The sequence below is a fragment of the Macrococcus epidermidis genome (genome assembly GCF_003259695.1).
Classification (GTDB): domain Bacteria; phylum Bacillota; class Bacilli; order Staphylococcales; family Staphylococcaceae; genus Macrococcoides; species Macrococcoides epidermidis.
On record NZ_PZJH01000003.1, the window covers coordinates 159,661 to 172,879 of the forward strand.

14 protein-coding genes and 1 riboswitch are annotated in these 13,219 nt (G+C 34.9%); of the genes, 4 read left to right on the forward strand and 10 right to left on the reverse strand.

The window, feature by feature from the left end; all coding sequences use genetic code 11:
- Window positions 1-49: 49 nt before the first annotated feature.
- The 6 genes from BHU61_RS08545 to BHU61_RS08570 all read right to left on the reverse strand — a co-directional run bounded on the left by BHU61_RS08545 (window position 50) and on the right by BHU61_RS08570 (window position 6,465).
- Window positions 50-2,731 (reverse strand): YhgE/Pip domain-containing protein, encoded by a 2,682-nt coding sequence (locus tag BHU61_RS08545; RefSeq protein ID WP_111716156.1) that lies wholly within the window; start codon window positions 2,729-2,731, stop codon window positions 50-52.
- A gap of 140 nt (window positions 2,732-2,871) precedes the next feature.
- Entirely contained in the window at window positions 2,872-3,861 is a 990-nt protein-coding gene (locus tag BHU61_RS08550) for a HesA/MoeB/ThiF family protein (protein ID WP_111716157.1), read from the reverse strand.
- Window positions 3,858-4,625: a thiazole synthase gene (locus BHU61_RS08555; RefSeq protein WP_111716159.1), complete on the reverse strand. Its 768-nt coding sequence runs from the start codon at window positions 4,623-4,625 to the stop codon at window positions 3,858-3,860. Before BHU61_RS08555 ends, BHU61_RS08550 begins: the two co-directional genes overlap by 4 nt.
- A 1-nt stretch (window position 4,626) precedes the next feature.
- The gene (gene thiS / locus BHU61_RS08560; protein ID WP_111716161.1) at window positions 4,627-4,824 is read right to left on the reverse strand and encodes a sulfur carrier protein ThiS; all 198 of its coding nucleotides are present in this window, start codon (window positions 4,822-4,824) and stop codon (window positions 4,627-4,629) included.
- Window positions 4,808-5,863 carry an NAD(P)/FAD-dependent oxidoreductase gene (locus BHU61_RS08565; RefSeq protein ID WP_242444240.1) on the reverse strand — a complete coding sequence of 352 codons (1,056 nt, stop codon included), beginning with the start codon at window positions 5,861-5,863 and terminating at the stop codon, window positions 4,808-4,810. Before BHU61_RS08565 ends, thiS begins: the two co-directional genes overlap by 17 nt.
- Before the next feature lie 29 nt (window positions 5,864-5,892).
- Window positions 5,893-6,465 (reverse strand): thiamine phosphate synthase, encoded by a 573-nt coding sequence (locus BHU61_RS08570; RefSeq protein WP_242444242.1) that lies wholly within the window; start codon window positions 6,463-6,465, stop codon window positions 5,893-5,895.
- Between the two features lie 83 nt (window positions 6,466-6,548).
- A riboswitch (TPP riboswitch) is annotated at window positions 6,549-6,652 on the reverse strand.
- A 94-nt stretch (window positions 6,653-6,746) separates the two neighbouring features.
- Here BHU61_RS08570 and BHU61_RS08575 point away from each other — a divergent pair.
- Window positions 6,747-7,193, forward strand: coding sequence for a hypothetical protein (locus tag BHU61_RS08575; protein WP_111716166.1), 447 nt, complete (start codon window positions 6,747-6,749; stop codon window positions 7,191-7,193).
- A 66-nt stretch (window positions 7,194-7,259) separates the two neighbouring features.
- On the opposite strand, the gene BHU61_RS08580 is transcribed toward BHU61_RS08575, so the two are convergent.
- The 3 genes from BHU61_RS08580 to BHU61_RS08590 form a co-directional block, all read right to left on the reverse strand.
- Complete coding sequence (locus BHU61_RS08580) at window positions 7,260-7,685, reverse strand: hemerythrin domain-containing protein (protein WP_111716168.1); 426 nt, start codon at window positions 7,683-7,685, stop codon at window positions 7,260-7,262.
- A 105-nt stretch (window positions 7,686-7,790) separates the two neighbouring features.
- On the reverse strand, window positions 7,791-8,573 hold the full coding sequence (locus BHU61_RS08585) for a TerC family protein (RefSeq protein WP_111716169.1): 783 nt from the start codon (window positions 8,571-8,573) through the stop codon (window positions 7,791-7,793).
- A 334-nt stretch (window positions 8,574-8,907) separates the two neighbouring features.
- Window positions 8,908-9,516, reverse strand: a complete 609-nt coding sequence (locus BHU61_RS08590; RefSeq protein ID WP_111716171.1) for a DedA family protein — start codon at window positions 9,514-9,516, stop codon at window positions 8,908-8,910.
- A 172-nt stretch (window positions 9,517-9,688) separates the two neighbouring features.
- Between BHU61_RS08590 and BHU61_RS08595 the strand changes: the two genes are divergently transcribed.
- Window positions 9,689-10,048, forward strand: a complete 360-nt coding sequence (locus BHU61_RS08595; RefSeq protein ID WP_111716173.1) for a PH domain-containing protein — start codon at window positions 9,689-9,691, stop codon at window positions 10,046-10,048.
- Between the two features lie 79 nt (window positions 10,049-10,127).
- On the opposite strand, the gene deoD is transcribed toward BHU61_RS08595, so the two are convergent.
- The gene (deoD, locus tag BHU61_RS08600; protein ID WP_111716174.1) at window positions 10,128-10,844 is read right to left on the reverse strand and encodes a purine-nucleoside phosphorylase; all 717 of its coding nucleotides are present in this window, start codon (window positions 10,842-10,844) and stop codon (window positions 10,128-10,130) included.
- Between the two features lie 265 nt (window positions 10,845-11,109).
- Between deoD and BHU61_RS08605 the strand changes: the two genes are divergently transcribed.
- Window positions 11,110-12,168: a PTS sugar transporter subunit IIC gene (locus BHU61_RS08605; RefSeq protein ID WP_111716176.1), complete on the forward strand. Its 1,059-nt coding sequence runs from the start codon at window positions 11,110-11,112 to the stop codon at window positions 12,166-12,168.
- Between the two features lie 15 nt (window positions 12,169-12,183).
- Window positions 12,184-13,176, forward strand: coding sequence for a D-2-hydroxyacid dehydrogenase (locus BHU61_RS08610; protein ID WP_111716178.1), 993 nt, complete (start codon window positions 12,184-12,186; stop codon window positions 13,174-13,176).
- Window positions 13,177-13,219 lie beyond the last annotated feature (43 nt).

The window sequence follows — 13,219 nt, forward strand, 5'->3', positions numbered from 1 at the left end:
AATCATGTAAAGCCATTATATCAACAATATTTTAAAAATAATAGGGTGCTTATTCTACTAAGTTACTCGCCTGACTTCGAGAATAGAATCCTTTCTTAATAGGTTCAAATCTAGGTTTCATTGCTAAACCGAACGCAAAAATAATGGCTGTTATCAAATATAAAAATCCAAGTTTTGACCATGTCAGTTCAGGGGTGATACCACCTACAGCTTCTCTCAGTAAGTCTACAGCGTAAGTAAATGGCAGGAACGGATGTATACGCTGGAAGAACAATGGTGTAACTTGAACAGGGAATGTGCCACCTCCACCGGCAATTTGTAATACCATAATAATGATGGCAACTGCTTTACCGATATTACCAAGTAAACTTACAAGCGTATAGACGATAACGGTAAAAGCAAGTCCAACGAGAATGGCAAATATCACATTATAGATAGGATGCTTAGCATACGCATCTAAAATAAACAAGTTCCCAAGTACGACGATTATTGCCTGGGCGATACTGATTAGAAGGAATAAAATCATTCGGCCAAGATATATTTCACGCAAACTAAACTTGTCTTTAATCGCCGGATCTTTTAATTCAGTAGTAAGTAAGTTACCACATAGTAACGCTCCTACCCAAAGTGCTAATGCTGTATAGAACGGTGCACTAGCAGAACCGTAATTAGGTATTGGAAATACTTGAGTTTCATCAAGTTGAATAGGTTTAGCAAAATAATCAGATTGATTTTTCATATCATTTTTCAGCAAGCTCACAAGCTTATTTAAAGTATCTTTATGATCAAAACTTCTTAGTTTTTTAGCAGATTTTTGTATATCTTTTTCGATAGCAGGTAACTCATCACGTGCAAATTGAGCGAGCTCATGAATACCATCTTGCGCACCTGGAAGATTGTTCTTTAATAATTTTGATGTATTATCATATTTATTTAACACTCCAGGTAAGTCGTTTTCAGCAAAGTTACTAAGACGTTCCAGGTCGCTCAATACACTTGGTAAATCAGATTGTACAAAATTACTGGCCTGACCAATTTTGGATTTGAATAACGGATAATTTGTCTGTGCTGTGTGATTAATTTGTTTAAAGCGTTGTTCCAGAGATGGAAGTTGTTGATTAATTTGATTCAATGTTGTGTTCGCTTCACTTGTAATGCGTGATGCTTCATTTAATATCTCGTCGACTTTATTAGCAAACGACTGAGCTGTGTTTAATTTTTGTGAAATCGAATCCAGGTCACCACTTAGGTTTGATAGTCCTCGATCAAAAATATCCGGCATTGTGGTATTAGCGAACGTACTCAAATCTTTAAGTGCAGTTCGTGCTGAATTAATCGCTTCCTTATTGATATTAACAGCTTGATTTGACTTAGATTGTGATATAGCATTTGAAATTGTTTTATTGAGCGCATCGAGTGACTGGTTAACGTTACTCAATTCATTTGAAATCGAAGTTGTATTAAATCCTAAATCATTAACGTCATTCATAATACGAATTAATTCATTATTGAAACGAATCGCTTGATTAATATTATCCTGATATACTGTTAAATTTTTTGTCAGTGTCTCAGTTGCTCCTGGCTTTTGTGCTGCAAGTTCATTCAATTGATCTAACATTTCCAGTGTTGTATTTGCTTGTTCGCCGGTTAATGTTGAGAGTGCGCCAAGTCCGTTTTGAAGTGCGGTGTGAGCAGGTTTAATATCGACCGTACTTAACTTTTCTTGTCCTTTTTTATTAATTTCCTGAGCTGTATTAATCTTATTATGGACTTTAGGCATAGCATTTTGGGATTGATTTAAAACCTGTTGTGCTTTAGTGGTAGCTTCAATACCTTGTTGGACCGCATTATTAATTTCCGGAAATTTTTGTTCAATTGTATTCGCTCTCTGTAAAGCATTTTCAATGCGCGGCAAATTATTATTAAGCTTAACGATCATTTGACCTAATGCATTGATATCTGATGCATGCTGATTTGCTGTAATAATTTTGTCAGCACCACCATTCAGTTTGTCACGATATTGATTTAAACTGTAGAATTCATCAGCATATTTTGAAATATCATCTTGATGTTCATCGATTTTAATCACAGCTTTTCTAAATCTTTCGATATCTGGAAGTGCACGTTCAGCATCGAATACTGCATTCTCAATTTTATGATAAAGTGGAATCTGTTCCTCTATTTTGATACCAGCACGATTACTTTCCTGTAATAGTGCTTTTGTGGCAGCGTCTACAAACTTTTCGTTTAATGATTCTGTAATGGCCGTAGCTCCTGCATTGGTCATTTTAGGTGCAATCGCATTAATTTTTTGATTCACTTTATAATCGATATGAGCACGTTTTGGTTTTTTATGAAATATACTTGTCATATCTTTAGAGAAGTCTTTTGGAATGTGAATAATCGCGTAATATTCACCCATACGCAATTTGTGATTGGCATCTTTCAAATCATCTTTAAACTGCCAGTTAAATTTATCGTTTTGACGTAGAGAGTTTACAAGTTGGTTACCAACATTGACTTCTTTTCCTTTTACTTCGGCACCGATGTCATGATTGATGACTGCCACTTGGAGATACTTCGTATTGGAATATGGATCCCATGATGACTTCAAATTAAACCATGCATAAAATGATGGCAAGATTGATAATCCGATGAGTAAGATGATGAAACTGGGAGCGCGTTTAATATTTTTTAAATCATGTAAGAATAGTTGATATGTGTTTTTCATTTGAACCCTTCTTTATACTAATATAGTAATTTTATGAATTATCATAAGTTTCTTAGAAAATATATATAAAACGAGTATATATCAATATAACAAATAGGGTAAAAAGATACAACAAAAAAGACATATAAAAATATGTCTTTTTATGTTTGCGCATGCTTGATTAAATCTTCTATAACTGCGGTAGCTTCTTCACTTGAATAGACATCAAATACAATAATACGACCGTTACTGAGGAGATGTATCTTACGTTCCCGAAAAGAAAGTAATTTAAAATGTTCATTTTGATGAATAATATATTCATTAATCGTGTTAAACAGATTAGAAGATACATGCGTTTGATATTTTCCGCGACACATCTTAGTAACAAAGGATAAAGATTGTTTAAGTGCTGGATAATCTTTATTTACACATGTAGGGCATGCAGGGTTGTGTATGGCATCGATATTTCTACTTTTAAATATCATTTTTTCACAATCTATTGTGGTAAGTTTTCCTGAAAAATGACCATGACTGATATAGTGCATTACTTCTGAAACTTGAATACTTGCAACGAGGTGAGCAGTTTGTGGCATGATGCCTGAAATAGCACAATCTTGTCCGGTATCAGGTTCATTAGGCAGAATACATCTTAAGCATGGTTGATTTTCTATACCATAAACAGTGCCATTTACATTTAGACACGCCCCATATATCCATGGCATATTATGTTTATGGCACGCATCATTAATGATATAACGCGTTGCAAAATTATCAGTACCATCAATGACGAGCAATGGTTTATATCTTCCAATAATGGATTCGATATTGTTTACTGTCACTTCTTCAGATATCGTAGTCACTTTTACATTGCTATTTATACGGTTGATGTGTGACGCTAATGCATCGACTTTTAAAGTATAAGCAGTGCTATCAGCTTCATCAAAAAGACTTTGACGATGAAGATTACTTAGTGACACAACATCCATATCACAAATTACTAGATGTCCTGCACCGCTTCTGGCAAGCATTTCACTTACTGTACTTCCCAAAGCGCCGCCTCCAATAATAAGGAATGTGCTGCTGCTTAATTTATCTTGGGCTGCTTGTCCGAATCCAGGTGATTTGATTTGTCGATCAAATCGTTCGCTCATAGAAACTCAAGACCTTCCATCGGACTTGATGCTTGGGTAGTATATTTCTTAGGGATGCGTCCTGCTTCAAATCCTAGTTGACCAGCCTGTACGGCATATTTCATTGCTTTAGCCATCTTAATTGGGTCTTTTGCATTTGAGACTGCTGTATTGAGTAACACTGCATCTGCACCGAGCTCCATCGCAAAACTAGCGTCTTTAGGTGAACCGATACCTGCATCAACGATAACAGGGACGTTAACCGCATCGATAATATATTTTAGATTTAACGGATCATTGATACCAAGGCCAGTTCCAATCGGTGCACCAAGTGGCATAATAGCATGACAACCTAATGCTTCTAATTTTTTTGCAAGGACGACATCACAAGGGATGTATGGACATACGATATATCCTTTTTCTAAAAGCATTTCGCATGCTTTATATGTTTCGATACTATCTGGTAGAAGCGTTGTATCATCACCGATAATTTCAACTTTAATCATGTCACACATACCTGCAATACGTGCAATTTCTGCAATCTTTACCGCTTCTTCAGCTGTTTTAGCGCCAGCAGTGTTAGGGAAGGTGATGTATTTATCTAAATCTACAGACTCTAATGGATTAGGGAGTGATTTATCATATAAACTCATGCGTCGTACTGCAAAAGTTAAAGCATTCGTTTCACTGATTTCAACTGCTTGTTTTTGTGTTTCGCCATCTTTAAACTTACCTGTTCCTAATATTAAACGAGAAGATAATTCTAAGGGTCCTATTTTTAACATATTAGCCGCCTCCAACGAATTCTAGTAATTCTAATTTTTGTTCGGGTTTTAAAGTGATAGATTGCCATTTAGATTGTTCGATGGGAACATCATCCACAAGCACTACAATCCTTTTTTTATCACTTGTAAAAGTTGCGAGTAAGTCAGATAAATTTGTCTTGTCTGTTTCAAAAGGCTCATCGTTAATGTATATTTTCATAAATTTCTCCTATCTTAAAATCGTTTTGAAATTGTTGATACAGTTCACCGTCTTGTTCAAAGATCATTTGACGCATAAATTCTCCGGTAATACGTGATAATAAGATACCATTACGGTAGTGTCCTGTTGCCACAAATAATCCTTCATCTAATTGATCGAGGACAGGTCGATGCAACGTACTATCTGGTCTAAAACCACAATCAATGCTGACGAGGGTGCTTTCTCGTAATATCGGGATGAGTTTAAACGTTTCTTCAAGTAACCACTTTATACCTTCTGCATTCGGTTGTTGATTTGTATCAAGTGAAGTTGTCGCACCAATCAAATAATGATTGTCTGATTTAGGGACAATATAATGTCCGTTTGTCTGGAATAGTGTCTCTTTTAAATTAAGAACAGGATGATGTAACGTCAGTACCTCTCCCTTCACACCTTGCATCGGAAAGTCTATATCAAGCATATTAAGTAATGGTTCGCTTTTACATCCTGCAGCAATAATGACTTTTTCTGAGATGATGGTTTTATCGCTTATTGATAAGTGATATTTATCATCTACGTAGTTAATGGACTTGACGTAATCTGAAATATGAGGAATATCTTGATTTGCTTGCTTTATAACGGTTAAATATTTACCGGCATTGACTTGACCATCTGTAGGAATCCACATTGCCTGTTCAAACACATTACTGATTGAACCATTCGCGTAAGAAGATAACGCTTTTGAAGCGATCCACTCAAATTGTTCTTGTTTTGAATTTAGAAATAAGTATTGAGCTTTTAGTTTCTCTTCATCTCCAGGTGAAGCAATTTTAAGCAATCCATGTTGTTGTAAGTCAATAGTTAATCCAGTCATGTTTTCCAGTTGCTGAATATGATCAGGCATCATTTGCTGACCAAGCATAGAGAGTCTGTATAAAGGACTATCTTCAGTAAATTCATTTTGTGCTCCGAGCATACCGCCAGCAGCGTGTGTTGCTTTATAACCATGTGCATCATCTATGATTGCAATATTATCTGTATGGTCTTTGAGTGCGTACACAATATTTTCTCCGATAATTCCTCCGCCTATTACAACGATGTCGTACGTAGTAACCACTCCTTTTTTACAGTAATAAATTCCTGTTTATTAGTAAATAACCTGATACCTGCAAATCCTGAAAATTTAGTGTTTAACTGTCTTATTGTGTCGATGTTGATGCCGCCTAATGCGATAACAGGGATATCGACATGAGTGACTGCATCAATTTGAGCTGCGGCTCTAGGTGGTAAATCAGGTTTGGATGGTGTAGGGAAGACATGACCAAATAAAATAAATGATAGATTAAGCGATTCAGCGTGTTTGGCTGATGCCAAAGAATGAACGCTTTGACTGACTTGTATTTCCGGATAATCATTTCTAAAGACATCTATTTCAGAATTACTTTCTTTAAAGTGAATTCTCGTTAAATGACATGCAAATAAAATATTTGGATTGTTATGCACGATAATTTTATCTTTAGGAATTCTTGTTATCAGCTGATTTATGAAATGAATAATATCTTTCTCTGCTGCATCAAACCTTAAAATAACGCCATCTATTTCATCATGAACCTGGATGATTTGATTGAGAACGGTGATTGAAGGTTTTGACGATGTAATCATGATAAACACACGTTTCACCTCGAAAAAACACCCACTAACTAAAATAAGCTAGTGGGTGTTGGAATTAGTATAATTAAAAACACTAAAATTCAATCACGCTTCCCTACGTTGGTTCTAACCAAGTCAGGTTCAAAGAGTCGGAAATCATTTCCTCTCAGCCCGGTTGTGGGCACCCCTAGCAAATATTTAATTCTGTATTAAGCCTACCACTAGTTAGAGTGAATTTCAATCATCTCAAATTCATGATAAAATAAATTAACGATAAAATGGGGTGTAAAAGGATGAATGAAGAAGAGAAGTTATCTTTATTAATTGATGAACGTACAGAACTTATTCAAAATGAGACGGTGTATGACAAAGCAGAAATTGAACAAAATCATACGGATTCTGTAGAGGTGGTACTTGAACCAGCGATACAACAGGAACGTATGTCTTCTGAAGAAATTTTAAGAGAAATTGCAGAAGAAGAAGAACTCGAAGAAGAGTACGCGCAAGCAGTTGAAGAAGTGAAATTATTTAAATATATTGTCCATACGATTAAATTTCATGAAGGAGATGCAATTACACTCTGTCAACTGCGCAATATATGTGCACATAGTGAAGCTAAATTATCACCAGATGATTTAGATGAAGTATTAAATGATTATATTGAAGCGGGCTACATCAGAATTGAAGATGACAAAATATATATCACATTCTTAGGTGAGCATGTAAATACACTGTTATAGGTGTTTATTACATCAAACAAGCAAGAGTGGAACAATTCAGTTCCACTCTTGCTTGTTAGTCAGAGATTAATCTTTCAGTAAAAATGCTTCTTCGTCTCGTGAATGAATTTCGTTAACGATAATTAAACTTCTAAAATAATCGATAATTTGAGTGGAGAACCCTTCGTTCTCCATTTGTGTTTTAATCTTAGCCACGACTTGGCGCATAATATCATGATCACGTGTGAGTTGTTGTACTTTATCATGTAGTTCAGGATTATTATTTTCCACTTCTGTGTAGAAACCATCTGCTTCTTCCTCAGCATCCGCGTGACTTATGACGCGTGATTCCCAGAAATCAACAAGAGCGATTACTTCCTGAATGACTTCATCTTCCGTACCATTTTGATAGGTTCTGATCAATTCATCTGTCATATTCACAGCAAGGCCTAACCCTGTATCGTGAATTTGTTTATGTGCATGTAGTTGTCTTAGTGATGGTCCGACTGGCATACAATCATCTCCGTTCAGTATATTTATCACTATTGTATTATAGAAAATATAATAAAAAGACTAGGGGATTCCCTAGTCTTATATTATTCAGATGCGTAGTGATCATTAATGTTGATGACTTTGTCCACGTTTACTTGTAACAAAACCAATCACTAAGATTGAAAGTAATACCCCCCAGAAGATCAGTTGCCATTGTAATGAGTGAGGGAAGTCATGAGGTAATACATGAATCGATTCATGCGCTAATACAAGTACGACAAGTTTGATACCAATCCAGCCTACAATCGCAAATGCTGCAGCTTCAAGTCCAGGATATGTTTCCAGGATTTTAATGAAATATGTTGCGGCAAATCGCATTAACACAACGCCAAGCATACCTCCGATAAACATTACCGTAAACTGTCCAGCGTTAAGTCCCATGAAGTCAGGACCAACTTTAGGTAAAGTAACCGCGATTGCGATTGCAGCTAACATTGAATCAATCGCGAATGCGATATCTGCACCTTCAACTTTCAGAACAGTCATCCAGAAACCACTACCTTTAGGCATTGCTTCTTCTTCTGCAATATCAGGAACACTTTCATCATCGACATGGTTTTTCTTTTTGAAATAAGTATATAAACTCTTTATCGACATAAAGATTAGATATGCTGCACCAAGTGCTTGTATCTGCCAATACTTAGCTAAGAATGTAATAAAGAATAATGAGATAAATCTAAAGATAAATGCTCCCATTAAACCATAAAATAAAGCTTTCTTTCTTTGTTCTTCCGGTAAATGCTTTACCATTACCGCCATAACAATTGCATTATCTGCTGCAAGTAACCCTTCCAAAACGATTAAAACAATTACTACCCATGCATACGCCATTAAAATACTTGGATCCACTTTAATTCCTCCTTATTTTAATGAATATAAAAAGACCCATGCCAAATATATTGGCAAAGGTCTCACTGAACAATAATTGTTCCATAACGCCGGAAGTTCCAAAACTTCGTAATGACGACGTTACGCTTAGGGTCTCCCCTTGAGCTACTCCCCTTCGACATAAGTCTTAGGATATTCATTTGTTGATTTATTCAAATTATGAATAAATATCATTGAAATCATCTTAACACAGTAATGTGTAAATAGCTATAATTTTATTTTTTATAAATAGTAATGGATGATATTTTAATGCTGTTATAAACATTAAAGATTTAAAAATGAAGCATATAAATATTTAGTTTTTCTTTCTGCGATAGAGCCAGATAATGCCCCCGATAATGATAACCGCCATTAAAATATAAAACACATTAGAATAAAGGTCGAAATAGTGGAGTACAACTTCCCAGTTCTGACCTAACACCATACCAAGATATATTAAGACTGCATTCCAGATGAGTGTCCCGACTGTCGTATACAAAACGAATGGAACGATAGACATTTGACTCAAACCAGCAGGGATGGAAATTAAACTGCGAATCAAAGGAACAAATCGGCATAAAAATACTGCGGTATAGCCGTATTTGTGAAACCATTTATTTGCACTGTGTAAATCATGAATATCAAGTCGCAATATAAAGCCGTATTTATCTACAATTTTTTCAATTCTTCTAAGACCAAGTATATGTCCGGCATAATAAAGAATAATAGCTCCGATTACTGCTCCAAGTGTTGAAGCGATGAGCATTCCTATGAATGTGAGTTTTGGAGACTGGTCAACCATAAAACCGCCAAATGTTAGAATTACTTCTGATGGGATAGGAGGAAAAACATTTTCAAGTAATATTAAAAAAAATACACCAAAGTATCCGAACTGTTCCATAACTTTCATAATCCATTCCTGCATATCGTCACTCCAATAGTTTTAGTAAATACTATTTTAACGTAATGTAATATATAAATTCAAAATATATGATAATTTTAAGCATAGTATTTAGATTTTTATTACAATTCATAATGATTATCAGGGGCTTTAAAGGGTATAAACAAATAAATGAAGAACTTTTAGGAGTGACATGATGAACAAGTTTAGACAAATTACAGCATCTGAATTATTCCCAAATGAACTATTAGGACCAGAGATTTATGGGACTGTGCATTTTCAAGTCGGAGAGACATCTGAATTTAGTGGTGCATATATTACAACGAATGAAAGATTATTTATGAATGTCGATATGGGTGAGAAAGTTTATGAGCGTGTTGTAGGTTATAATGAAATGAATGATGCATCTATAACTGATGAAGGTGTGTTATTAGATTTTCATATGGGTGGTATCCCGATGACGAATATTACAAAAGGTGATGCACAGGAATTTGTGGACTTTGTAAACCAGCAAATTGAAAAAGTAAAAGAAAGACAGGATAACGTTTCAGAATAATAGTTTAAAAGACCTTGATACATTTGTATCAAGGTGCTTTTAGTATAAAGAAAAAAGTATTTAAGAATATGTTTAAAGATTATTCTACGATTTCTAAAGCAATTTCCATCATTTTTGTGAATGAAGTTTGACGTTCTTCGGGTGTAGTTTCTTCATGTGTTAATAAGTGATCACTTACTGTAAATATTCCTAATGCCTTCACATCTCCGCCAGCGTAAGCTGCATTCATATAAAGACCAGCAGATTCCATTTCAACAGCTAAAATACCCATTGAACGCCATTTATCAGTAGCTTCTTTGTTAGCATTGTAGAAAATATCTGATGATAATACGTTACCAACGTGGTTTGGAACACCTTTTTTATCAGCTAATTTTTTCGCACGCGCTAATAAACTGTAATCAGCGATTGGCGCAAAGTGTCCTGGCAACCCATATTGTGCTACATAATTTGAATCAGTTGATGCACCTTGAGCGATGATTACATCATATACATTAATACCTTCCTGCATTGCGCCACATGAACCTACGCGAATTAAGTTTTTAACACCGAAAGTATGAATTAATTCATATGAATAGATACCGATTGATGGGATTCCCATTCCTGTCCCCATCACTGAAATCTTTTTCCCTTTATAAGTTCCTGTATAACCAAACATATTACGCACTTCATTAAATTGAACAACATCTTCTAAATATGTTTCAGCGATAAACTTTGCGCGTAAAGGATCTCCTGGTAAAAGAATAGTTTCTGCGATTGGATTGTTTTCCGGTTTAATATGTGGTGTTGATTTAGACATAATGTAAGTCTCCTTTAATATATAGTATTAACTTTAGTCTACAGAGTAATAGATTTTATTTCAAGTCGCAGCGTGATAATAAAAGTAATATAAAGTAATTATGGTATAAAAACTAATTTTTAACTATAGATTTTATGAATAGAACTATAATAAAAATTGTTTTGTGAATATATTCACAAGATGATATATTAATGGCGTAGGAGATATTAAAAATATTGATTATGAAACAATAAATATAAAATGAAAGAATGGGGAGGTCATTTTCATGACAGAAGTTCAGCAAAAACTCACAGCTAGATCGTTTTTATTCAAAGTTTTAAATGGTGTTGCGTTAGGAATCGTGGTTGGTTTAATTCCAAATGCAATTCTAGGGGAATTATTTAAGTATTTAATGCAGTTTCATCCGTTTTTCGGCACATTGTTAAATGTAGTTGTTGGTATTCAGTTTACAGTCCCTGTAATTGTGGGTGTACTGATTGCGATGCAGTTTAAATTAAATCCATTACAAACTGTAATTGTCGGAACAGCAGCATTCGTTGGTAGTGGTGCTGCAGTATTCCAGGATAAAGCGTGGATGTTAGTAGGTATAGGTGACTTAATCAATACGATGTTAACAGCATCAATTTCAGTCTTAATTATTTTATGGATTAAAGATAGATTAGGTTCATTAAATATCATCTTATTACCGATTATCGCCGGTGGATTAGCAGGACTCATCGGTATATTATCATTGCCATATGTTAAATTAATTACAAGTACTTTAGGACAGTTGGTCAATAGTTTTACAAATCTACAACCTGTATTAATGTGTGTGCTTATCGCTATTGTATTCAGTATTTTAATCATTTCTCCAATATCTACAGTTGCGATTGCTATGGCTATAGGTATTTCAGGTATGGCGTCAGGTGCAGCGAATTTAGGTGTAGCAGCTGCAGCTACAATGCTTGTTATTGGCTCTCTTAAAGTAAATAAATCTGGTATTACATTAGCGATATTAATGGGTGCGATGAAAATGATGATGCCAAACTTAATTAAATATCCAATCATCATTTTACCGATTGCAGTTACAGCTGCGATGAGTGGATTGGCTGGTGCCATTTTCATTATTCAGGGCACTCCGGCTTCAGCAGGATTTGGTTACTCTGGATTAGTTGGTCCGATTAATGCATTGAAGTTTATGGATGGAAATATAGGATTAAATTTAGGTATACTTGCATTAGCTTATATTGTAATTCCTGTTATTACAGGATTAATCGTGAATACTTTATGCCTTAAATTTAAAATATATAGTCCTGAAGTGTTCAAATTCCAATCTGGAGAATAGGGAGTGGATTGATGCATGAAAATATTAATGTATGGTACTAGAGAAGATGAAAAAGAAGCAGCCTTAGCATGGGCACAAAAAGAAAATGTTAAAGTAACTTTTAATGATGGCCCATTAACAATGGAAACGGTAGATTTATTAGATGGTTACGATGCTGTGACAACGAGTCAGACAGCGCAATTTGATGATAGATTATATGAAATAGTAGCAAATAAAGGGATTAAACAAATTGCACAACGTTCAGCAGGTTTCGATATGTTTGATTTAGATTTAGCCACACAACATGGATTAATCATTTCGAATGTACCAAGCTATTCACCCAATGCAATTGCTGAATATGCAGTAACCGCAGCGATGAATATTATCAGAAATACTGAAAAGATCCAGCGTAAAGTAAGAGAGCATGACTTTACATGGAATAAAACGATTATTAGTAAAGAAATGCGTTCAATGACGGTGGCAATTATCGGTACAGGTCGAATTGGTAGTATTACAGGACGAATTCTTAATGGTTTTGGAGCGAAGGTGATTGGTTATGATCTGTATCCAAATGAAGATGCTAAAGCATTTTTAACATATACAGATACTTTGGAAGAAGTGGTACGTCAGGCAGATTTAATTTCTATTCATATGCCACTTACAAAAGATAATACTTATATGTTCAACGCAGATTTATTCGCTAAAATGAAAGACGGAGTCTATATCGTCAATACTGCACGTGGTGGTATTGTCGATACTAAAGCGTTACTTGATGCATTAAATTCAGGCAAAGTGGCAGCTGCTGCATTAGATACTTATGAAAATGAAGCGCCATACTTCCCAAAAGATTTCAGAGATAAAGAAATTGAAGATAAAGTATTGTTGGAGTTAATCGCACGTGAAGATGTACAAGTATCGCAGCATATTGCATTCTATACTGAAACAGCAGTTATGAATCTAGTTGAAGGTGGTTTAAATTCAGCGAAAGAAGTTGTAGAAACCGGCAGCTGTGAGAATAGGGTAAATTAAGATAATTAAAAAATGAAAGAGACAAATTTGTCTCTTTCATTTT